At 48.4% G+C, this 22346-nt stretch carries 22 protein-coding genes and 1 rRNA gene; 11 read left to right on the top strand and 12 right to left on the bottom strand.

Translation table 11 applies throughout. The features are described from left to right. Window positions 1–22: 22 nt before the first annotated feature. The 3 genes from DYB02_RS01015 to DYB02_RS01005 all read right to left on the bottom strand — a co-directional run bounded on the left by DYB02_RS01015 (window position 23) and on the right by DYB02_RS01005 (window position 3029). Window positions 23–1009 carry a serine/threonine protein kinase gene (locus DYB02_RS01015; RefSeq protein ID WP_020904430.1) on the bottom strand — a complete coding sequence of 329 codons (987 nt, stop codon included), beginning with the start codon at window positions 1007–1009 and terminating at the stop codon, window positions 23–25. Between the two features lie 54 nt (window positions 1010–1063). After that, window positions 1064–2485 (bottom strand): cytochrome c oxidase accessory protein CcoG, encoded by a 1422-nt coding sequence (gene ccoG / locus DYB02_RS01010; RefSeq protein WP_015297519.1) that lies wholly within the window; start codon window positions 2483–2485, stop codon window positions 1064–1066. A gap of 277 nt (window positions 2486–2762) precedes the next feature. After that, window positions 2763–3029: a YihD family protein gene (locus DYB02_RS01005; protein ID WP_005461387.1), complete on the bottom strand. Its 267-nt coding sequence runs from the start codon at window positions 3027–3029 to the stop codon at window positions 2763–2765. A 575-nt stretch (window positions 3030–3604) separates the two neighbouring features. Here DYB02_RS01005 and DYB02_RS00995 point away from each other — a divergent pair. Further along, window positions 3605–4411: a sporulation protein gene (locus tag DYB02_RS00995; RefSeq protein WP_005497426.1), complete on the top strand. Its 807-nt coding sequence runs from the start codon at window positions 3605–3607 to the stop codon at window positions 4409–4411. Between the two features lie 72 nt (window positions 4412–4483). Next, a complete protein-coding gene (trhA, locus tag DYB02_RS00990) occupies window positions 4484–5137 on the top strand; it encodes a PAQR family membrane homeostasis protein TrhA (protein ID WP_005461458.1) in 654 nt (217 codons plus the stop codon). Between the two features lie 67 nt (window positions 5138–5204). Here trhA and DYB02_RS00985 read toward each other — a convergent pair whose 3' ends face one another. The 6 genes from DYB02_RS00985 to def all read right to left on the bottom strand — a co-directional run bounded on the left by DYB02_RS00985 (window position 5205) and on the right by def (window position 11574). Continuing rightward, on the bottom strand, window positions 5205–5789 hold the full coding sequence (locus DYB02_RS00985) for a DUF3157 family protein (protein WP_029804727.1): 585 nt from the start codon (window positions 5787–5789) through the stop codon (window positions 5205–5207). A 25-nt stretch (window positions 5790–5814) separates the two neighbouring features. Beyond that, window positions 5815–7260, bottom strand: a complete 1446-nt coding sequence (locus DYB02_RS00980) for a TrkH family potassium uptake protein (RefSeq protein WP_005481183.1) — start codon at window positions 7258–7260, stop codon at window positions 5815–5817. Between the two features lie 9 nt (window positions 7261–7269). After that, window positions 7270–8646, bottom strand: a complete 1377-nt coding sequence (gene trkA, locus DYB02_RS00975) for a Trk system potassium transporter TrkA (RefSeq protein ID WP_005461427.1) — start codon at window positions 8644–8646, stop codon at window positions 7270–7272. Between the two features lie 64 nt (window positions 8647–8710). After that, window positions 8711–9994, bottom strand: coding sequence for a 16S rRNA (cytosine(967)-C(5))-methyltransferase RsmB (rsmB, locus tag DYB02_RS00970; protein ID WP_029804726.1), 1284 nt, complete (start codon window positions 9992–9994; stop codon window positions 8711–8713). An 80-nt stretch (window positions 9995–10074) separates the two neighbouring features. After that, window positions 10075–11022: a methionyl-tRNA formyltransferase gene (gene fmt / locus DYB02_RS00965; protein ID WP_029804725.1), complete on the bottom strand. Its 948-nt coding sequence runs from the start codon at window positions 11020–11022 to the stop codon at window positions 10075–10077. 33 nt (window positions 11023–11055) lie between these two features. Further along, entirely contained in the window at window positions 11056–11574 is a 519-nt protein-coding gene (def, locus tag DYB02_RS00960; protein ID WP_005461416.1) for a peptide deformylase, read from the bottom strand. A gap of 138 nt (window positions 11575–11712) precedes the next feature. On the opposite strand from def, the gene DYB02_RS00955 reads away from it, so the two are divergent. The 4 genes from DYB02_RS00955 (at window position 11713) to DYB02_RS00940 (ending at window position 15033) form a co-directional block, all read left to right on the top strand. After that, window positions 11713–12807, top strand: coding sequence for a LysM peptidoglycan-binding domain-containing protein (locus DYB02_RS00955; RefSeq protein ID WP_005461388.1), 1095 nt, complete (start codon window positions 11713–11715; stop codon window positions 12805–12807). Then, the gene (dprA, locus tag DYB02_RS00950; protein WP_029804724.1) at window positions 12791–13903 is read left to right on the top strand and encodes a DNA-processing protein DprA; all 1113 of its coding nucleotides are present in this window, start codon (window positions 12791–12793) and stop codon (window positions 13901–13903) included. The genes DYB02_RS00955 and dprA overlap by 17 nt, the downstream gene beginning before the upstream one ends. 2 nt (window positions 13904–13905) lie before the next feature. Then, window positions 13906–14385, top strand: coding sequence for a DUF494 family protein (locus tag DYB02_RS00945; RefSeq protein ID WP_005461440.1), 480 nt, complete (start codon window positions 13906–13908; stop codon window positions 14383–14385). A gap of 78 nt (window positions 14386–14463) precedes the next feature. Beyond that, window positions 14464–15033: a DNA topoisomerase family protein gene (locus DYB02_RS00940; protein WP_025442383.1), complete on the top strand. Its 570-nt coding sequence runs from the start codon at window positions 14464–14466 to the stop codon at window positions 15031–15033. A gap of 69 nt (window positions 15034–15102) precedes the next feature. Here the strand turns inward: DYB02_RS00940 and DYB02_RS00935 are convergent, their stop codons facing one another. Both DYB02_RS00935 and purE read right to left on the bottom strand, forming a co-directional pair. Continuing rightward, the gene (locus DYB02_RS00935; RefSeq protein WP_029806386.1) at window positions 15103–16230 is read right to left on the bottom strand and encodes a 5-(carboxyamino)imidazole ribonucleotide synthase; all 1128 of its coding nucleotides are present in this window, start codon (window positions 16228–16230) and stop codon (window positions 15103–15105) included. A gap of 4 nt (window positions 16231–16234) precedes the next feature. After that, entirely contained in the window at window positions 16235–16720 is a 486-nt protein-coding gene (gene purE, locus DYB02_RS00930; RefSeq protein WP_005497410.1) for a 5-(carboxyamino)imidazole ribonucleotide mutase, read from the bottom strand. A gap of 199 nt (window positions 16721–16919) precedes the next feature. On the opposite strand from purE, the gene tsaC reads away from it, so the two are divergent. The 4 genes from tsaC to DYB02_RS00910 all read left to right on the top strand — a co-directional run bounded on the left by tsaC (window position 16920) and on the right by DYB02_RS00910 (window position 19644). Continuing rightward, window positions 16920–17477: an L-threonylcarbamoyladenylate synthase type 1 TsaC gene (gene tsaC, locus DYB02_RS00925; protein WP_015297509.1), complete on the top strand. Its 558-nt coding sequence runs from the start codon at window positions 16920–16922 to the stop codon at window positions 17475–17477. Window positions 17478–17524: 47 nt separating this feature from the next. Continuing rightward, complete coding sequence (hemF, locus tag DYB02_RS00920; RefSeq protein ID WP_029806385.1) at window positions 17525–18442, top strand: oxygen-dependent coproporphyrinogen oxidase; 918 nt, start codon at window positions 17525–17527, stop codon at window positions 18440–18442. A gap of 101 nt (window positions 18443–18543) precedes the next feature. After that, window positions 18544–19377: a shikimate dehydrogenase gene (gene aroE / locus DYB02_RS00915; protein ID WP_015297507.1), complete on the top strand. Its 834-nt coding sequence runs from the start codon at window positions 18544–18546 to the stop codon at window positions 19375–19377. 3 nt (window positions 19378–19380) lie between these two features. After that, complete coding sequence (locus DYB02_RS00910) at window positions 19381–19644, top strand: DUF1488 family protein (RefSeq protein WP_005461429.1); 264 nt, start codon at window positions 19381–19383, stop codon at window positions 19642–19644. A gap of 7 nt (window positions 19645–19651) precedes the next feature. Here the strand turns inward: DYB02_RS00910 and DYB02_RS00905 are convergent, their stop codons facing one another. Next, window positions 19652–20200, bottom strand: coding sequence for a gamma carbonic anhydrase family protein (locus DYB02_RS00905; protein WP_029806383.1), 549 nt, complete (start codon window positions 20198–20200; stop codon window positions 19652–19654). Between the two features lie 508 nt (window positions 20201–20708). Between DYB02_RS00905 and DYB02_RS00895 the strand changes: the two genes are divergently transcribed. Then, a 16S ribosomal RNA gene (locus tag DYB02_RS00895) occupies window positions 20709–22261 on the top strand. Window positions 22262–22346 lie beyond the last annotated feature (85 nt).

The following is a 22346-nucleotide window of genomic DNA, read 5'->3' as shown; positions in this document are numbered from 1 at the left end:
ATTTTGAATTGTTCGGCCTGACTTACCATTGAGGCATTAAAGACAGTGGTGCTTCTTCTAAGCTGGCAATCTGCTCTTTAAATGCAAGGACCTGACCTTCCCAGTATTTTGGCTCATTAAACCATGGAAAAGCGAGTGGAAATGCCGGGTCATGCCAACGTTTTGCTAGCCATGCCATATAGTGCACCATTCGTAGACCGCGAAGCGGCTCGATTAGTTTCAATTCCGCGGCGTTAAAGTCGCAAAACTCTTGATACGCCTCTAAAATGATGTCCAGTTGCATCAGCTTATCTTGGCGTTCGCCGTTAAGTAGCATCCACAAATCTTGTACGGCAGGGCCGTTGCGCGAGTCATCTAAATCGACAAACATTGGGCCGTCGCGCCACAAGATGTTACCCGGATGGCAATCGCCATGCAGACGAATCGTTGTGAAGCTGTCTTGCCAGTGGTTTTCGATGGCTTTGATGAGCATGTCCAAGTCATTGAAAAAGCTGTTTTCTAAATGCATCGGGATCATATTGGCGTTTTGCAAAATCTCACGTGGTTGGTAGAGATACTCTTGCAAACCAATGGTAGGGCGATGTTGAAAAGCTTGTCGGCTGCCGACTTTATGGATGCGTCCTAAAAAGCGACCAACTCCTTCAAGCTGCTCTAAGTTATCGACTTCAAACTGACGACCGCCTACGCTTTCGAAGAGAGCGAACCCATAGCCTTGATAGTGGTGTAGGGTGTTGCCATTGATGCGTACGGGTGGGGCGACGGGGATTTCGTTATCAATCAGCTCAAGCGTGAAATCGTGCTCTTCTTGAATCTGCTCGTTGCTCCAACGTTCCGGACGATAGAACTTCACGACGTAGCGACGGCGCTCTTCATCGGTAAATTGATACACACGGTTTTCGTAACTGTTGAGAGGCAGAAAGCCCGATTCAGCACGAATGCCAATGCTTTCTAACGCGTACCACATGAAATCAGGGGTGAGGGCGTCAAAGTTAAACATACTTTGGGACATATAAATAAAAAGGCTCATTACTGAGCCTTTTTCCATTAATTATCGATGTTGTCGTTACAGCTTTTTGATAAACCGACTTTCAACTTCGATAGTGAATTCGTTGCTCTTATCGGTGAGTATAAACTGAATTGTGGTGATCGCAGAGTTTAGCTTGTCAGGATCGGCACCAAGGCTCATTGGCAAGTTCAACACTTCCCCTGGCTCAACTTGAATTGTTTGTTTGCCGTACCAACTCACATCGTTCAATCCTTTTACATCGAGATTGTATTCTTGGACTTGTTGAGTTTTGTTGATCACTTTTAGGGTGTAGGTGTTTTCTACTTCGCCAGCGCTGTTCACGCGGAACAGTTGGTTCCGGTCGCGAATCACGCTCATGCCTGCAGGATCGACGGCGGCGATTTGAGCGAAGAACAGACCAATCATCACCAAGAGTACCGCGCCATAGCCCAGTAGCTTAGGTCGCATCACTTTGGTGTGTTTGCCCGATAGACGGTGTTCGGTGGTGTAGCTGATTAAGCCTTTTTCGTAGCCCATGCGATCCATAGTGTTGTCACACGCATCAATACAAGCGCCACAGTTGATACATTCATACTGCAAGCCGTCACGGATATCGATGCCAGTTGGACACACCTGCACACACAGATCACAGTCAATACAGTCACCTAAGCCCAGTTGTTTTGGATCGGCTTTACGTGAACGCGGACCGCGCTTTTCACCACGTTTGGTATCGTAACCGACGATGAACGTGTCTTTGTCGAACATCGCTGATTGAAAACGCGCGTAAGGACACATGTGAATACACATGATTGAGCGCATCCAACCTGCGTTGCCGTAAGTACAGATGGCAAAGAACATGACCCAGAATACTGGCCAGAAGTTCGCGTTGAAGGTGAAGAAATCAATCACCAGCTGTTTCATCGGCACAAAGTAACCGACAAAGGTGAAGCCTGTGGCGAGTGCGATAGCAAACCAAGCGATGTGCTTGAGTGTTTTACGCATGGCTAAGTTGGCGGTGAGTTTATTGGCGTCTTGTTTGCGACGTTTATTCGCGCTGCCTTCGAGTTTTTCTTCAAACCAGATGTACATGAAGGTCCACACGGTTTGCGGGCAGAGATAGCCACACCAGACTCGGCCTAAAAAGGTGGTAATGAAGAACAGGCCAAACGCGGCGATCACAAAGAGCAGAGCGAGTAGGGTCAGATCTTGCGGATAAAGCGTGGTGCCGAAAAAGTTGAACTGCTGGTTGCCGATATCAAGCAAGATCGCTTGTCGCTCGCCGTATGGGATCCACGGTACCAAAGCAAACAGTAGCAGTAAGAACCAACCACCGTAGCGACGCAGTTTTTGGTAAGTCCCTTTACTTTCTCGAACGTAGATGCGATTGCTTGGGTTAAAACGATCCCCGTTTCCTTTGTGGGTTTTCGGGTTGAAAGTCTTGGGAGTCACATCTTTGATATCGATCTTATCCTGACTCATGCACTCATCCTTCTTAGGCTTTTTTATAATGTACGGCGGCATTTCTGGTGATGTCGCTCTGTGACATTGCTATTAATTATTTTAGTTAATACTGATAAACGGCGATTATACAAGCAATAACAATTCCTTTTCTTTAACGCAGTCTACGTTTAACAACAAAAGTCAGTACAGTTAACCTAATAAACGGCTGAACAGTTATAACTGTATTAAAAATCTATTTGATTTAGTTATAAAAAAAGCGACTCTGAGGAGCCGCTTCGAAAGTCGTGAGACGTGTTTATTTGATGATGCCGCGAGCACGTAAGATGGCGGTTTTGAAGTCATCTTCTTGGTCTTTCTTCAGGCCCGGGATCATTTCGTCTTTGCTGCTGTTGCGCATTTTAAGATGGTAGATCAGTACGTCGTCGGAGAGATCTTCCAACTTGCCGTCGTAGCCCGCCTCTTGCGCCAGTTTGACGATGAATTGCAGCAGGTTCATTTCTTGGTCTTTTTGCCACTCAGGCTCTAATAGCTCAAGTAGCTCTTCTATGCGATGACACTTCATTTCTTTCTCCACAATATTTATAAGTATTTGCGCTCAAGGTATCAAATTGCATCGTGAAGACAAATAGAAAAGGAAGGAAAAGAAAAAGCGCAGCTGGCGCCGCGCTTTTGGTTAAGCTGCTTTGATAACTTTGGTTGTAACACTCGACACTATTGCTGTCTTCTCAACCAGTGTCATAGCTGGCGCAACTTGTTTTGCCTTAGATGCAGTAGTGAAGCCACTGCGGCGGCGCATTGCACTTGTATTGGTGTGTGCGAACCTGACTGTAGTTGGGCGCATTCGATTACCTAACTGCCAGGCATATCCATTGCCGATGTAATGGCCTGACTCATTATGAGTTGAGCTTCAACTGCTTGAAGGGTGGCTCTTTTGGCTTTCGCCAGTCCAATAAATGAGTCAGGAATACCGATATGCATGCATATCATGTATAGGTTAGCACCCTTGTTATAATTGGTCGATAGTTGAGCAATTGAATTCTCTCGATTTTGTTATTTTGTCGCTCGGATCGACGCAAAAATTTGTTTTGATCCCATGATCAGCAGTAGTAGTATGAGATCTCGACAAAGGAGGTGCATATGTCATTTTTGAAGAAGACACTTGCGAGCTTTGGGATCGGCAGCGCTAAGGTAGATTCGATTCTAAATCAGGATGTGCTTTATCCCGGTCAAAGTGTGGATGTTTCTATTCACGTTTATGGTGGCGCGACAGAACAAGCGATCGATAATATCGATATGAAGCTTTGTTGCCGCTACATCGCAGAGGCTCCGGACGACCGTGGTGCGCGAGAAGGGCACAGCATGCGTCGAGTACCGCAAACGCATGTCTTGGCGAAATGGAATCTCCCGTACGCCTTTACGATTCATCCTGGTGAAGAGCGCACCTTCGACGTCAAACTCGACGTGCCTTGGAACACGCCAGTGACCATCGGCGATGCAAAAGTCTGGCTAGAAACCGGCTTAGATGTTGCGATGGCGCTTGACCCTACCGACAAAGACATTCTCACCGTTAGACCCGACCCACTTATGGATGCCATATTGTCAGCGTTTGAAGCCCAAGGCTTGCGTATTCGCCAAGTCGAATGTGAAGAGGTAAAAGGTTTCGAACTGCCATTTGTACAAGAGTTTGAAATGGTGCCCACTGATGGCCCGTATCATGGCGTATGGCGCGAGTTAGAGTTTGTCGCGCATCGCGATGAGCAAAATCTCAAGCTTTGGTTTGAGATTGACCGCACTCGCAGTGGCTCTCGCGGTATGCTTGCCAGCTTGCTCGGCAGTGGAAAACTCAAGCGCGAACTGTGTATTCCGGTGACAACAAACTTGGAAGAAGTGGGTGAGCTTGTCCTCAATTACCTCGACCAAACGACCGCGATTCACGAGTCTTAATTTTAGCTTACACGTGTACGCTTAATGTGCCATACTAGAGCGAATATTCCAAACTCTAGTATAGGCGCATTGATGTCCTCACCGCAGAAACCTCAATACAGTCAAAGTGAAGAGCTTGCCAACACCATCACGCACGGTATTGGGATGATTTTCGGCATTGTCGGGTTAATCCTGTTGTTAATCAAAGCGACAAACCACCAAGCTGACACATTGACCGTGACAAGCATGGCGATCTACGGCTCCAGTATTATTGTGCTGTTTTTAGCCTCAACGCTGTACCACGCGATCCCTCATCCTAAAGCGAAACGCTGGCTGAAAACCTTCGACCATTGCGCTATTTATCTGCTTATTGCTGGCAGTTACACGCCATTTTTGTTGGTGAGTTTACGCACGCCACTTGCGTTTGGCTTGATGATAGTTATCTGGAGCATTGCTCTGCTCGGCATCATCATGAAGGTCGCATTTGTTTATCGCTTTAAGAAGTTGTCGCTGATGACTTATTTGGTGATGGGATGGCTGTCGTTGATTGTGATTTATCAGTTGGCGATCAATCTGGATATCGGTGGACTTACGCTGCTTGCGGTGGGCGGTTTGGTGTACTCGCTAGGGGTGATTTTCTACGTAGCGAAGCGTATCCCCTTTAACCATGCGATTTGGCACGGCTTCGTTTTAGCGGGTTGTGTGTGTCACTTCTTCGCGATTTATTACTTTGTCGAGCCTATCTAAACTTAGCGACCTAAGCCTCACGCGTCAGCGTGGCAAGATACGCTCGACAAAGAATATCAGACCCGTATTAGCGAGTTTTCACTTCTAACACTTTGGCAGAAAACTGGTATTGCTGAGATTGCGGCACGGCCAGTTTAATGCTCTTACCTTGTTCTGCTTGCTGTGGTCGCAGGTAGGTATCCGCCATTCGTTTGATGGATTGCCAAACCGTGACCTTTTCTTTCGCCAGTTGCTTGCCAGACATATCAAACACTTGTACCTCAACTTCCACCTGAATGACAGATTGAGAGCTTTGGTTGGTGATAGACGTTGGCAGTACCAGTTCTCCACCTTCGTAGCTCGCAGAGCCAATCAGTAAGTCAACCCCTGAGTCTGACAGCTGCATGGTTGGCTTTTTCGCGTTCACAACCACGGTTGTACCGACGGTTTTTGTTACGACCGGAATTGTCGCAATCGCAGGAGCTGCGACAGTTTCAACCGCGCTTGTTGTGGTTTGGGCTACGGCCTCTTTTGGCGCAGAACTTGTCATCACGTATTCCCAAGTAAAGTCATCGTTCAACTTCACTTCTCGACCGTCGGCTAAAGTGACGACTTCAGCGGCGTAGGCGGATGAGGTGGCGAGTAGGGTCGCCAGAGTGATCCATGTTTTCATTGTCATACCTTTTATTTGTGTCTGCTTAACGGCGCCAAAACGCAGGGAAGAACAGTACAAGAATAGTCAGAATCTCCAAGCGGCCCATCAACATACCAAAGCTTAGAAGCCATTTAGCGGCATCTGGTAGTGGCGCGAAGTTACCGGTTGGGCCGATCACGCTACCCATGCCAGGACCCACGTTGGCAACGGCGGTGATTGAGCCAGAAATGCTGGTCACGGGATCAAGACCAAGGGCACTTAAACAGCCAGCGATAAAGATTATGGTGATAAAGAACATCAACCCAAACGCCACCACAGAGCGCACGATGTCGTCGTTCACAGGACGTTGGTTGTAACGTTGCACGAAAACGCCGGATGGATGAATCAGTTTCATGATCTGTTTGTTCAACAGCGTCATAGCAATTTGGAAACGGAAGATTTTAATCCCGCCTGCGGTTGAGCCAGAACATGCCCCTGCCATCATTAAGAAGGCAAAGAGCGTGGTTGGCAGAGCGCCCCAAGCGGTGAAATCTTCCAAGCCGAACCCGGTGGTTGTCACCACAGAAACGATGTTGAACATTGACACTCGCAGGGCATCCAAAATGGTGTAACCATCGCGAATCACTAGCCAAGCGGCAACCACTAAGCTTGAGAACAAGAACAAGTATGCAAAGCCCCGTACCTGTGCATCTTTGACCAGAATATCGATGCTGCGTTTGCGTAAAGCGGCAACAAACAATAGAAATGGCAGACCGCCCAAGAACATGAAAGTGGTCGCGACCCAGTGCGCGCCGTTGGAGAAGTTGTTCATCGAGCTATCGGAGGTCGAGTAACCGCCGGTAGATAGGGTGGTAAAGGCGTGGTTGATTGCTTCAAACAGGTTCATGCCCGTCAGAACATAACCACCAATGCACATGCCTGTTAAGATCAGATACACCAACACGATGTTCTTCGCTACGGTTTTGGCTCTTGGGCTGCTTTTATCTGACCAGTCGGACGATTCCGTTTGGAATAGCTTCATACCACCGACGTTCAACATGGGTAGGATTGCCACCGCCATTACGATAAAGCCAATGCCACCCAGCCATTGCAAGATGGAGCGCCATAACAAAATGCTCGGCGCCATGTTGTCCAAGCCACTGAGCACTGTGGAGCCCGTGGTGGTGATGCCCGACATGGTTTCGAAGTAGGCATCGGTGAAGCTGATGTGGTTAATGAACACAAATGGCAACGCGGCGAACGCGCTGGCGATGGTCCAGACCAAACTGGTGATGAGGAACATGTCGCGCACACTGAGTTTGAACTTGGCGGTTCGGCCAATCGTCAAACAGATGAAGGCGGCAAGGTGCGTGATCACAACGGCTTGGGCGAAATCGAGGAAACCGCCCGTACCTGTGAAGAAAGCGACCAAAGTCGGCACGTACATAAAAAGGGCCAGTTTGGATAAAACCAGCCCGATAACAAACAGTACGGGACGTAAGTTGACCATAGGAAAATCCTAGAGGAAGAATGGGCTCGGCTGGAACAGCGCTTCGACGTCTGGTACGTACTTTTTGTCGACCAAGAACATCACGACGTGGTCATCTTGCTCGATGACGGTACGATCGTGTGCGATAAGAACTTCTTCGCCACGAACGACAGCACCAATGGTGGTTCCCGGTGGCAGTTTAATGTCACCAATCGCTCGGCCAACCACTTTGGATGTGGTTTCGTCACCGTGCGCTACGGCTTCGATAGCTTCCGCCGCACCGCGACGCAGAGACGATACGTTTACGATGTCTGCACGGCGAACGTGCGTCAGCAAGGCGGAAATGGTCGCTTGCTGTGGTGAGATGGCCACATCAATCACGCCGCCTTGGACTAAGTCAACGTACGCGCCGCGTTGGATCAGTACCATTACCTTCTTCGCGCCCATGCGTTTTGCCAGCATAGCGGACATGATGTTGGTTTCATCTTCGTTGGTGAGAGCGATGAATACGTCAACTTGGTCGATGTTTTCTTCAGTCAGCAGTTCTTGGTCTGCGGCATCGCCACAGAACACGATGGTGTTCTCTAATTGCTCAGACAGCTTTTCTGCACGCTGATAGTCGCGCTCAATCAGCTTCACGCTGTAAGTTTGCTCTAGGCGTTTTGCCAAGCTTGCGCCGATGTTACCCCCGCCAACAATCATGATGCGGCGGTAAGGTTTTTCTAGGCGCTGTAGCTCACTCATTACAGAGCGAATGTGGTTGCTTGCGGCGACGAAGAACACTTCATCATCGGCTTCAATAATGGTGGTGCCTTGCGGGCGAATCGGACGGCCTTGACGGAAAATCGCTGCCACACGGGTATCGATGTGCGGCATGTGCTCACGCAAAGCAGACAGCGCGTTACCCACCAACGGGCCACCGTAGTAGGCTTTTACCGCCACTAGGCTAACTTTCTGTTCAGCAAAGCTCACCACTTGCAGCGCGCCCGGGTATTGGATCAGACGTTCGATGTAGCTCGTAACGAGTTCTTCTGGGGCGATAAGGTGATCGACAGGAATGGCGCCAGATTTAAACAGGGCTTCTTTTTCTGCCAAGTATTCTGGAGAGCGAATACGTGCAACGCGGTTTGGGGTGTTGAATAGAGTGAACGCGACCTGACAGGCGGCCATGTTGGTTTCATCAGTGTTGGTTACTGCGACGAGCATATCGGCGTCTTGCGCACCAGCTTCGTGCAGCACGTCGGGGTGGCTCGCATGGCCATTGACCACACGCAGGTCGTATTTGTCCTGCAATTCACGCAGTCGGTCGGCATTGTTGTCGACGATGGTGATGTCGTTGTTTTCACCCACTAGGTTTTCTGCCAGTGTGCCGCCAACCTGACCTGCACCAAGAATAATGATCTTCATACTCTTTTCTCGTTATCTGAAAAAGGCGATTGAAATCACTCCAATCGCCCTATTTAGCATGCTGTTACGCGTGTGTTTTAGTTAGCACTGCGTAGTAGAAACCATCCATATCTTCTTCGCCTGGTAGAATTTGACGACCAGGCTGGTCGGGATCAGAATCCACCAGTTGCGCATCCGCGGTACGTGCTAAAAACGCTTTTACTTGCTCCACGTTTTCTTGCGGTGTGATTGAACAAGTCGCGTAAACCATTGTGCCGCCGGGTTTCAGTTGCGTCCACATGGCATCAAAAATTTCACTTTGTAGCTCTGCTAATGCGGCGATGTCGTCTGCACGACGTAGCCATTTGATGTCTGGGTGACGACGAATCACGCCAGTCGCAGAACATGGGGCATCCAGCAAAATGCGATCAAATTGCTCGCCTTGCCACCATTCTTGTGGATTACGCGCATCACCGCAAACCACTTTTGCCTGAAGGTTGAGACGCTTCAGGTTTTCATGCACACGTTTCAAGCGTGTGTCGTCGCAGTCAATCGCGACCACTTCACTGCCCGACGTGCGCTCTAGAATGTGCGCAGTTTTGCCACCTGGCGCTGCACAGCAATCTAAAATCAGTTCGCCGTCTTGTGGTTTTAGGTAGTTGATCGAGAGCTGCGCCGCCGCATCTTGGACCGAAACCCAACCTTTATCAAAGCCAGGTAGCTTTATCACGTCACATGGTGCGGCCAATTTTATGGCGTCCATTGCTTCTGTGTGTGGCGTGCTATCAATGTTTTCATTTTTGAGCAGCGCAAGGTATTCATCACGAGTGTGGTGTTGATGGTTCACACGCAGCCACATTGGTGCTTTTTGGTTGTTCGCTTCAACAATGCTTTCCCATTGCTGTGGGTAGGCCTCTTGCAGCAGTTTTAGTAACCAGCTTGGGTGACCGTACTTGCCAGCGTTGTTGCTGACGGCCATTTGGTCGAGTTCTTCTTGGTTGCGTTGGTAGTTACGCAATACAGCGTTAATCAAACCACGTAGACGAGGACCTTTCAGCTCTTTAGTGCCTTCAACCGTTTCACCGACTGCTGCGTGCGCAGGAATACGCATGAAGCTCAGTTGGTAAATACCAACCAGAATTAGGTGATGGAATACACGTTGTTTGCCTTTGAGCGGCTTATCCATCAACTGGTTTGCGATCATTTCTAGGCGAGGTAGGTAACGTAGCGCACCGTAACAGATCTCTTGTAGCAGAGCGTGGTCACGAGGTCGTACCGTTTGTTGAGCCGCTGGAAGAGCGCTTGAAAGTGAGTGGCCCTTGTCGACGACAAGATACAGGACGTTAGCAGCCGCAGCGCGAACATTCATGATGAGTACCTTAAAGTAAAGGAGGGCATCTCTGCCCTCTAAAAGTTCGTATTATTGGGGATAATAACCCCTAGTATGGCTTAAACCAGCAGAGTGCCGACTTCAAACCAAGCTGCACGTGAGTTCAGAATATCCTGAACTGACATGGCTTTTTTGCCAGGGACTTGCAGTTGCTCTAGCACCAGTACACCGTTGCCTGTCACAACATAGATACCGGTTTTATCTGCTTGCACGATGGTGCCGGCTGGCTTGTCACTGGTTTGCTCTGCCACACGGCTTTGCCATACTTTGATGCTGTTTTCTGCCGCCTCAAAGTGGCTCATTGGCCATGGGTTAAATGCACGAACGCAGCGCTCAATGTGCGCCGCATCGTCGTTCCAGTTGATGCGTGCTTCTTCTTTGCTGAGTTTTTTCGCATAGTTCGCTAGCTCATCGTCTTGCTGCACTGGCACTGCTTTACCCGCAGCAATGTCTGCTAGGCAGTCAATCAGGGCTTCTGGACCAAGCTCCGCCAATTTTTCGTACATTGAAGCGCTGGTATCTGTCGCTTCGATTGGTAGAGTTGCAATCTTCAGCATATCACCAGTGTCGAGACCGATGTCCATCTGCATGATGGTCACGCCAGTTTCTGCATCGCCCGCCCAAATAGAGCGTTGGATTGGAGCCGCACCACGCCAACGAGGTAGGATAGAACCATGTACGTTGATACAACCCAGTTTAGGGGTATCAAGAACCGCTTGTGGCAGGAGCATACCGTACGCCACGACAACCATGAGATCGGCGTTCAGGTCGGCAAGTTCTTGTTTCGCTTCGTCGGACTTAAAGCTTTCAGGTTGGTAAACCGGGATGTTGTGTTCCAGCGCCAGTTGTTTTACCGGTGGCGCAGCCAATTTCTTGCCACGACCCGCTGGACGATCTGGGTTTGTGTAAACCGCGATTACTTCATGCTCCGAAGACAACAACGCCGCCAAGTGACGGGCGGCGAAATCCGGAGTACCTGCAAAGACAATACGTAAAGACTGACTCAAGGTAGACTTCCTTCTAATTGGTATGGTTCGAGATTAAGCGTTTTGCTGCTTCTCGTTAAAGCGTTTGATTTTTGCTAGCTTGTCCTGAATGCGTTTGCGTTTCAGGGGTGATAGGTAATCCACGAATAGCTTACCTTGTAGGTGATCAAGCTCGTGTTGAACACAAATCGCTAGCAGGTCGTCGGCTTCAAAGGTGAACTCTTTGCCATCACGATCCAGTGCTTTAACGGTAACTTCTGCAGCGCGAGGCACAAGTGCGCGTGCACCTGGTACCGACAGACAGCCTTCTTCGATGCCATCTTCGCCACGCTTTTCCAGAATCTCAGGGTTGATTAGCACCATCGGCTCATCGCGAGTTTCTGAAATATCAATCACTACGATACGTTTGTGGATATCAACCTGCGTTGCAGCAAGGCCAATACCTTCTTCGTCGTACATGGTTTCAATCATGTCATCGACGATTTTTTGAATCTCAGGAGTCACCGCGTCAACAGGCTTCGCGACCGTGCGCAGGCGATCATCTGGGAATGTTAATACTTGTAATACAGACATATTCACTCGAAATATTGAACTGTGCCGAAACAGCACAAACCTTGTTGGCTCAATTCTAGACATTTTATAGCCTAAATGACAGCATCCTTGCACCAATTTCCATTCTGGTTCCTGCTTAACAGACCAAGGACGAGGGTCATGAATCGAATTTTCCGCAACGTTGCCAGTGTTACGTTGCCGTTACTTTTCTCTTTCAACGCTGTAGCAAATGTGGATGCTAAACCACTGACTGTTAAAGATGATGCGCCACAAACTTATGTAGTCGTGAAGGGCGATACGCTATGGGATATTTCGGCCATGTACTTAGATAGCCCGTGGTTGTGGCCTCGTTTATGGCAAGTCAATCCAGACATCGATAACCCTCATTTAATTTATCCCGGAGATAAGCTGTCTTTGGTGTGGATTAACGGTCAGCCCGTGTTGAGCCTAAAACCGGTTAAGAAGCTGAGCCCGAAAGCACGCATCACAGAAAAGAAAGCCGTACCAACGGTAGCGGAAGGTTTGGTGATGCCGTATCTCAAATCGGATCGGTTGCTGGATCAAGATGCGTTGAACAATGCTGCAAAAGTGATGGGCAGCAGCAAAGGCAGTAAGTATCTGACGGCAGAAGATGTGCTGTACATCGATGGCAAGCAGACCGCTACAGGCTGGGCTATTTACCGACCGGTAGAAACCTTTTCGCGTGACGATGTGTCTAAAGAGATCACTGCGCTGCGTTTGATTGCCAAAGGCGAACTCGTTGAGGCTTCGAGCGATTATTCTGGTTTGAAGATCACGTCTCAATTGCAAGAAATCCTGCGCAACGATATCGCTTTGCCAAATCAATCGGTTGAGAACACTGACTTCACAACTACGTTCTACCCTATGCCGTCTCCACAAGGCAGTTCTGCAAAGTTGCTAGGCAATATCGAAGGTATTCGCTTTAGCTCAACCAACCAAGTCGTGGTGATTGATAAAGGGACGTCTGACAGTCTGAAACAAGGCAGTGTGTTTGATTTAAAAGAAGACGCGCATCCGGTTTACAAAGATGGCGATGAATTCAAGAAAGAGTTTGGTGTCCTCGATAAGAAAATAACCTTACCTCAAAGCAAAGTTGGCGAGTTGCTGGTCATTCGTCCTTATGAGTACTTTAGCTTGGCGTTGATCACAACCAGCACTAAACCCATCAATAAAGAGGTCTCTGTGGTTTCGCCTCTGACGCAAGAGTCGACCACCAATGAAACCACGCAATAACGACAGTGACCTTGCTGCCTGGCTTAAGCTGAGTTGCTTGCCAGGCATCGGTGGGGTCAAAATGAATAAGCTGCTCGCCAAAGATACGCCTCGCAATATCATCAATTCCTCTTCTGAACAGCTCTATCAATTGGGTTTGACGCACAAACAGTTGCAAGCTTGGGCTTCGGCCGATAAAGAGGTCGATGCTTGTTTAACGTGGCTAGCCACTTCTACAAATCATCACATTCTGACGCTGGCCGATCCTTTATATCCCCCTTTACTCAAGCAAGTTGTCGCTCCGCCTCCGTTGTTATTTGTTGAGGGGAATCCTACCTTTTTATCGCAACCACAAATTGCCATGGTGGGCAGCCGTAACGCCAGTTTTGATGGTTTACACCATGCACGTCAATTTGCGGCAGAGTTGGCTCAGCAAGAATTGATTGTCACTAGCGGCTTAGCGCTTGGGATTGATGGCCATGCTCATGATGGTGCGCTACAAGCGGGTGGTAAGACGATAGCTGTGCTCGGGTCTGGTTTAGAACATATTTATCCTGCTCGTCATCGTGGTTTAGCGCGGCGAGTAACAGAGAATGGCGCACTGGTTTCTGAGTTTCGCCCCAATGCCAAGCCTCGCGCAGAAAACTTTCCGCGTCGAAACCGTATCATTAGCGGCTTATCGTTAGGTGTGTTAGTGGTGGAAGCGGCCGAGAAAAGTGGCTCGCTTATTACCGCGCGTTATGCCCTTGAGCAAGGGCGAGAAGTGTTTGCGCTGCCGGCCTCAATTAATGCTCGCAATGCTAGTGGTGGTAACCAATTGATTCGCAACGGTGCCTGCCTCGTAGAGAAAACCCAAGATATCCTCGATGAAATACAGTCTTTACTCGATTGGTCTGTTAATCAAAGTATCGATTTATTTTCTACGTTAAATGATGAAGAAGAATTGCCATTTCCTCAGCTGTTAGCTAACGTAGGAAGTGAAGCTACACCGGTTGATATTCTTGCAAACAGGACCAATATACCTGTCCAAGAAGTCATGATGCAGCTCTTAGAGCTTGAGCTCTCTGGGCATGTTGTTGCGGTTTCAGGTGGCTATATTCGAAAGGGGAGGGGCTAGCTATGATGATGGATATACTGATGTATCTATTCGAAACCTACATCCATAGCGATGCAGAGTTACAGGTCGAACAAGACGAGTTGGAAGAAGAATTGCTTCGCGCAGGCTTCCAACAAAAAGATATCTACAAAGCCCTTGTCTGGTTAGAAGAGCTCGCAGCGCTGCAGCAAAGTGATACATCTTCTGCGATTTCGGCTTGTATCGCGTCATCATCGACTCGTATCTACACTGCAAAAGAGATGCAGCGTTTGGATTTGGAGTGCCGAGGTTTTTTATTGTTCCTTGAGCAAATCAATGTATTGACGACAGAAACTCGTGAAATGGTGATTGACCGAGTGATGGGTCTAGAAACGAGCGAGTTTGAGCTTGAAGACCTCAAATGGATCATTTTGATGGTGCTGTTTAATGTGCCTGGTAATGAAAACGCTTATACGCTAATGGAAGAGCTGTTGTACACCAAGGAACAAGGGATTCTTCACTAACCCAATCTAGGCAAGTTCGGGTTTAGCTAGCAAGAACGCGAGCTTGTCTTTTGGTGTGTTTTTCACGAAACGGTAAGTATGAGTAGTAAAATCGACAACACCCTTTTCTCTGCCCATGAACACGCATTGGAACACGAGCCGTGTCCTAAATGTGGCAGCGAGTTGACCCTCAAACATGGCAAACACGGCCCCTTTCTTGGCTGTAGCCACTACCCAAGCTGTGATTACATCAAAGCCCTGCACAACAATGATGGACACATCGTCAAAGAGCTTGGCGTTCCTTGTCCAGATTGTGGTAACGAGTTGGTATTACGCCAAGGGCGTTATGGGATGTTTGTTGGTTGCAGTAACTATCCGGCGTGCCATCATATTGAGTCGATTAATCAACCTGAGCCAGAAAAGCAGTCGCAAGAGCACCATGCGTGTCCTGAATGCGGTAAAGGTCATTTGGTTGAACGTAAGACGCGTTTTGGTAAAACTTTCTACGCATGTGATAACTACCCTAAATGCAAATTTGCAGTGAATCTCCCTCCGGTTAAGGGGAGATGCGAAGAATGTGGTTTTATTTTGTTGGTGGAGAAGAAACTCGCCAGTGGTGTGAAATTGCAATGTGCTAACCGTAAGTGCCAGCACACTCAACAAGGGTAAATACATCAAAGGAATTAAAAAGGGTCGCATCGTGCGACCCTTTGTGGTTTTTGGGGCTAGATTTTAGCGTTATGCTTGTTTCGCAAACTCGTGCACGGCTGGAAATGTCATTGGATCTAAGACCTCCGCGAGAGCGCACAACCTACGGTGCAATTCTCCTGGGTAGTCACCGCATACGTTGATGTGACCCATTTTGCGCCCTTCACGTTTTTCTTTTCCGTACCAGTGGATGTGGCAACCATCCATGGCGAGCAGCGCTTCTGGCAACGTATCTTCACCAAGAATATTCACCATTGAGGTTTCGCGAATCAGTTTGGTGCTGCCTAACGGCAAGCCGCACACGGCGCGCAGATGGTTTTCAAACTGACAAGTTTCCGCACCTTGCTGTGTCCAGTGACCGGAGTTGTGCACGCGTGGGGCAATCTCATTGACTAACAGTGTGCCATCGACATCAAAGAACTCGAGTGCCAATACGCCAACGTAATCCAGGCTATCTGCGACGGCCGTGAACATCTGCTTGGCTTGGGCTTGCAGCTCTGGCGCATCAATCGCGGTGGATAAGCTCAATACGCCATTGGTATGAACGTTTTCTGCTAGAGGGTAAACTTCAACACTGCCGTCTTTGCCACGCGCACCAACTAAAGAGACTTCACGATTAAATGGCACAAACTCCTCTGCCACAATGGCTTGAGTTGGTGTTGCTGCAATGCACTCCGCCATTTCTGCCCAGATCGTCTCGATCTGAGCCGCTTCTTTCAAGCGCCATTGGCCTTTACCATCGTAACCACCCAATGCACTTTTCAGCACCATAGGTATGCCAACATGTTCAATTGCGCGTTCAAAATCTTCACGTTTCTCAATCACGTAGTGCTTTGCATTACGCACGCCAGCATTATCGAGTAGCGCTTTTTCAACACGGCGGTCACCGCCTGCTTTGATGGCTGCGGTACTAGGGAGGAACTTGCCACTTAATTCACAGATGTCGAGTACATCGTGAGGAATATGTTCGAATTCTGCGGTGATCGCATCCACTTGTTCAATGGCATTTTCCAAACCATGACCAAGCACCTGTTGGGTAAGAGGATGGACAACGTTACCGCTACCGACATCGTAAGCCGAGATTTGGATGTTCAGTGGTGCACCAGCCAGAGACATCATGCGAGCCAACTGACCTGATCCGAGAACCAGTACATGCATCTGATTAATCCTCAGCTGGATTTGGGTTAGCCAGTACGGTTTCCGTCTGTTCATTGCGGAACGCTTCTACCTTAGTCATGATGCTCTCGTCATGAGTGCCTAGGATTTGTGCCGCTAAGATGCCCGCGTTTGCAGCGCCCGCTTCGCCAATCGCTAACGTGCCGACAGCAATGCCTTTTGGCATTTGTACAATAGATAGCAAAGAGTCCATGCCTTTTAGAGCGCGAGATTGAACCGGAACGCCAAGTACAGGCAAACTGGTGAAGGCTGCCGCCATTCCCGGTAGGTGAGCTGCACCACCGGCACCTGCGATGATCACTTTGATGCCGCGTTCTTTCGCGCTGCTAGCGTAATCGGCTAATAGTTGAGGAGTACGGTGAGCTGACACCACCTTTGTTTCGTAAGACACGCCAAATTGATCCAGCATGTCTGCTGCTAGTTTCATGGTTGGCCAATCGGATTTAGAACCCATGATGATACCGACTTTCATCTCAAACTCCTTCAAGCTGCAAAATTAGGTGAGCTGATAAATTTGTGCGCATTATACGGGGATTTTTATCTCAAGCAAACGTTTGCGTCTTGTTGTTGACGCTATTGATACATTTTATAAAAAAATTGCTTTAGTGTCTGAGAATGAATATTTGTACACTTAGTGAAAATAATACAGTCAGACAATCAGGAAGTAATCGGTGGATAACTTTGAACAAGTGCTCAACGCACTACAACAAGGCGAAGTGATTGCCTACCCAACAGAAGGGGTTTTTGGTGTCGGATGCGATCCAGATAACCCAGAAGCAATTCAAAAACTGCTGGATCTCAAGCAGCGTCCGGTGGAAAAAGGGCTGATTCTGATCGCCGCAAGTTATGAGCAGCTCTTGCCGTATATTGATGAATCTCAACTGACTCCAGAACAATTAGCGACCGTTCATGCAACTTGGCCTGGCCCATACACTTGGATCATGCCAGCGAGCGATAAAGTCTCCAACTGGGTTTCAGGACAGTTTGATTCAATTGCAGTTCGTGTGACTGATCATCCTTTGGTTCAAAAGATGTGTAATGCATTCGGAAAGCCGTTAACCTCTACCAGCGCGAATCTTTCCGGTTTGCCACCGTGTATGACCACGGAAGAGGTAGAGCAGCAATTGGGTGACAAGCTGGTGGCCATTCTTCGTGGTGAAACCAGCGGTCGTGATAAACCCAGCGAGATTCGTGACGCCAAAACTTCACAAATATTAAGACAGGGCTAACCCTGCTTGCCAGCCATCAATAGGTATCACGTAATAGGTAATAACGTATGTCAGCAATCGATAAGTACGCCGTAAAGCAGTTCTTGATGTCACTTCAGGACTCCATTTGTCAGCAGTTAGAACAAGAAGATGGAAAGGCCGTCTTTGTCGAAGATGCATGGCATCGTGAACCGGGCGAACGTCTTGGTGGCGGTGGGCGCTCACGTGTTCTGCGTGATGGCCTTGTTTTCGAGCAAGGTGGGGTGAACTTCTCGCATGTGGAAGGGGAAGAAATGCCAGCATCTGCGACGGCTCATCGTCCAGAGCTAGCTGGTCGCCGCTTTGAAGCGATGGGGGTCTCTTTGGTTATCCATCCCAAAAACCCTTACGTCCCAACTTCTCATGCGAATGTGCGTTTCTTTATCGCCGAGAAAGAGGGCGAAGAACCAATTTGGTGGTTTGGTGGTGGTTTCGACCTGACTCCTTTCTATCCTTTCGAAGAAGATTGTCAGTCATGGCACGACACAGCTAAGGCCATCTGTGCCCCATTTGGTGAAGATGTTTATGCCGAGCACAAAGCGTGGTGTGATAAGTACTTCTTCTTGCCACATCGAAACGAAACTCGTGGTGTCGGTGGTTTGTTCTTTGATGATTTGAATCACTGGGAGTTTGATAAGTGTTTCGATTACATCAAAGCGGTGGGTGAAGGCTATTGCCAAGCTTACTTGCCGATCGTGTCTCGTCGTAAAGACATCGAATATGGCGAGCGCGAACGTGAATTCCAACTTTACCGTCGTGGTCGTTATGTTGAGTTCAACTTAGTCTACGACCGTGGCACCTTATTTGGTTTACAAAGTGGTGGGCGTACCGAGTCGATTCTGATGTCGATGCCGCCGTTAGCGCGATGGGAGTACCGCTACGAACCAGAAGCAGGAACGCCTGAAGCCGAACTTTACGAGCGATACCTGAAACCACGCGAATGGTAAGCACGGAATCTCCTTTTCTATATAGATAGATAGTGATAGGGTCATCTGTAATCAGATGGCCCTGTTTTCTCTATATCTAAGTAAGGAATAAAGGTAAGGACATGACCCCGCAAATCGATCGTTACGCCGTGTTTGGTAACCCTATCGGGCACAGCAAGTCGCCATTTATCCATACACTCTTTGCTCGTCAAACGAATCAGTCCCTTACATACACCGCAGAGTGTGCGCCTGTGGGTGGATTTATCGAGGCAGCGAAAGCATTTTTTGCTGACGGCGGCAAAGGCTGTAACGTGACCTTGCCTTTTAAAGAAGATGCCTATCAATTTGCCAGCCGTTTGACCGAGCGTGCTCAGCTTGCTGGAGCAGTGAATACACTTAAGAAGCTTGATGATGGTGAAATCATTGGTGATAACACTGATGGTGCAGGCTTAGTGCAGGACTTGTTGCAACATCAAGTCGTTTTAGAAGGCGCACGCATCCTGATCATAGGAGCTGGTGGTGCCGCTCGAGGAGTGATTAAACCATTGCTCGATCAAAAACCAACATCTCTAACGATAACTAATCGTACGTTTTCCAAAGCCGAAGAATTGGCAGAATTGTTTTCTGCGTATGGCCCTGTTACAGCAAAAGAGATGAATACCATTGCTGAAGAGTTCGATGTCATAATCAACTCTACGTCTGCATCATTGAGTGGTGAGTTACCTGCGATCTCTTCCTCGGTGTTCGCCGCCAATAGTACAAGCTACGACATGATGTATGGCAAAGGTGATACCACATTTAACCAATGGGCTAAGCAACACGGTGCGGCACATGCTTATGATGGTTTAGGTATGTTAGTTGGCCAAGCTGCTGAGAGTTTTATGTTATGGCGCGGTCTTCGTCCTGGAGCTAAACAGATTTTGCGTGAATTAAGAAAGAACCTTGAAGGTCAATAAGCGATGAATCAATCCATCTTATTCCCAGACATGCAATCATGGGATGAAGTATCACAATCAGTAAACTTTGCGGCGCAACAATCTGGTGCGCTAATAGAATGCTTTGTGACGAAACAAAAGTTAGAAAAGTTATCTGGCTCAGAGTTAGATACGGAGCAGGCCGTGATCTCTGCTTTTATTGACTACCGATTTGATCTGGAAGAAATAGCAGAAGAGTTAATAGAAGATGAAGCCTTCAATGAAGAAGGCCACATTATCATCGGCTAACAGACCTTTAGTTCAAGTCTTCTACTTCATGTAAGTAGTCGTTTTTGTTTTGAACATAGTTATTGGCAGACTTTTGCAAAAAAGCTCGTTCTGTCTCTGATAGAGGGCGAGCTTGTTTTACTGGGCTACCGACATAAAGATAGCCGCTTTCTAATCTCTTTCCTGGCGGTACTAAACTGCCCGCTCCAATCATCACCTCTGATTCAATAACGACAGAATCTAAAACAATCGCCCCCATACCAACCAATACACGATCGTGTATCTCACAACCGTGCAGCATCACTGTGTGGCCAATCGTAACGTCATTGCCGATAATAAGTGGATAGCCGTTTGGGTTTTCAGAGTTCTTATGGGTGACATGCAAAACACTGCCATCTTGAATATTCGTTCGATCACCAATGTGAATGTGGTTCACATCGCCTCGTGCCGCTACTAATGGCCAAATGCTAGAATCGTCCCCAATACGGATATCTCCGACTAACACTGAGGTTGAGTCAACGTAAACACGCTCACCAAGTTGAGGCTTTATACCTTTGTAGCTTCTAATTGAGCTCATCTTTTCTCCTTATTAGGGGCGATTACAGGGGACATGGAGGTAGAATAGTAGTGAAAACTCGCCTTTTAGAATAAAAAACACCCAAACGATAAAAAAATCAAAAAAAACGTGAAAAAGGGCTTGCCAATGTGATCGCAATCTCTATAATGCCACCTCGCTGACACGGCAACGCTTCGAAAGAAACGAAGTTGAAGTTAGCAAGCCAAATTAGCCAAGCGGAAACGCTTGAAGAAAGTTTGAAAAAAGTGATTGACACTAAACTTTAACTCGCTAAAATGGCCGTCCTGTTTGAGTGGGGCGCATAGCTCAAGGCTCAACAGGAAAGCTCTTTAACAATATAGACCTATCAATCTGTGTGGGCACTCGTTGATGATGATCCAATTAGATACCTCGGTATCAAATTAGGTTTCAATGAAACGAAGTGACCATTGAATCTTCGGATTCAGCACAGTCAATTCAAACATTACGTTATGTAATGTTCAGTATTCATTGAGCCGAACAAAATCTTAAATTGAAGAGTTTGATCATGGCTCAGATTGAACGCTGGCGGCAGGCCTAACACATGCAAGTCGAGCGGAAACGAGTTATCTGAACCTTCGGGGGACGATAACGGCGTCGAGCGGCGGACGGGTGAGTAATGCCTAGGAAATTGCCCTGATGTGGGGGATAACCATTGGAAACGATGGCTAATACCGCATGATGCCTACGGGCCAAAGAGGGGGACCTTCGGGCCTCTCGCGTCAGGATATGCCTAGGTGGGATTAGCTAGTTGGTGAGGTAAGGGCTCACCAAGGCGACGATCCCTAGCTGGTCTGAGAGGATGATCAGCCACACTGGAACTGAGACACGGTCCAGACTCCTACGGGAGGCAGCAGTGGGGAATATTGCACAATGGGCGCAAGCCTGATGCAGCCATGCCGCGTGTGTGAAGAAGGCCTTCGGGTTGTAAAGCACTTTCAGTCGTGAGGAAGGTGGTAGTGTTAATAGCACTATCATTTGACGTTAGCGACAGAAGAAGCACCGGCTAACTCCGTGCCAGCAGCCGCGGTAATACGGAGGGTGCGAGCGTTAATCGGAATTACTGGGCGTAAAGCGCATGCAGGTGGTTTGTTAAGTCAGATGTGAAAGCCCGGGGCTCAACCTCGGAATTGCATTTGAAACTGGCAGACTAGAGTACTGTAGAGGGGGGTAGAATTTCAGGTGTAGCGGTGAAATGCGTAGAGATCTGAAGGAATACCGGTGGCGAAGGCGGCCCCCTGGACAGATACTGACACTCAGATGCGAAAGCGTGGGGAGCAAACAGGATTAGATACCCTGGTAGTCCACGCCGTAAACGATGTCTACTTGGAGGTTGTGGCCTTGAGCCGTGGCTTTCGGAGCTAACGCGTTAAGTAGACCGCCTGGGGAGTACGGTCGCAAGATTAAAACTCAAATGAATTGACGGGGGCCCGCACAAGCGGTGGAGCATGTGGTTTAATTCGATGCAACGCGAAGAACCTTACCTACTCTTGACATCCAGAGAACTTTCCAGAGATGGATTGGTGCCTTCGGGAACTCTGAGACAGGTGCTGCATGGCTGTCGTCAGCTCGTGTTGTGAAATGTTGGGTTAAGTCCCGCAACGAGCGCAACCCTTATCCTTGTTTGCCAGCGAGTAATGTCGGGAACTCCAGGGAGACTGCCGGTGATAAACCGGAGGAAGGTGGGGACGACGTCAAGTCATCATGGCCCTTACGAGTAGGGCTACACACGTGCTACAATGGCGCATACAGAGGGCAGCCAACTTGCGAAAGTGAGCGAATCCCAAAAAGTGCGTCGTAGTCCGGATTGGAGTCTGCAACTCGACTCCATGAAGTCGGAATCGCTAGTAATCGTGGATCAGAATGCCACGGTGAATACGTTCCCGGGCCTTGTACACACCGCCCGTCACACCATGGGAGTGGGCTGCAAAAGAAGTAGGTAGTTTAACCTTCGGGGGGACGCTTACCACTTTGTGGTTCATGACTGGGGTGAAGTCGTAACAAGGTAGCGCTAGGGGAACCTGGCGCTGGATCACCTCCTTAAACGATGATTATTCACGATGAGTGTCCACACAGATTGATACGGTTTATAAAGTAAAGAGAAGAAGAGTTCCCAAACTCTTCAATC

It is taken from the genome of Vibrio parahaemolyticus, from assembly GCF_900460535.1.
Classification (GTDB): Bacteria; Pseudomonadota; Gammaproteobacteria; order Enterobacterales; family Vibrionaceae; genus Vibrio; species Vibrio parahaemolyticus.
Note: the sequence above shows the minus strand (reverse complement) of the source record. Positions and strands in the feature narration are given on the sequence as shown.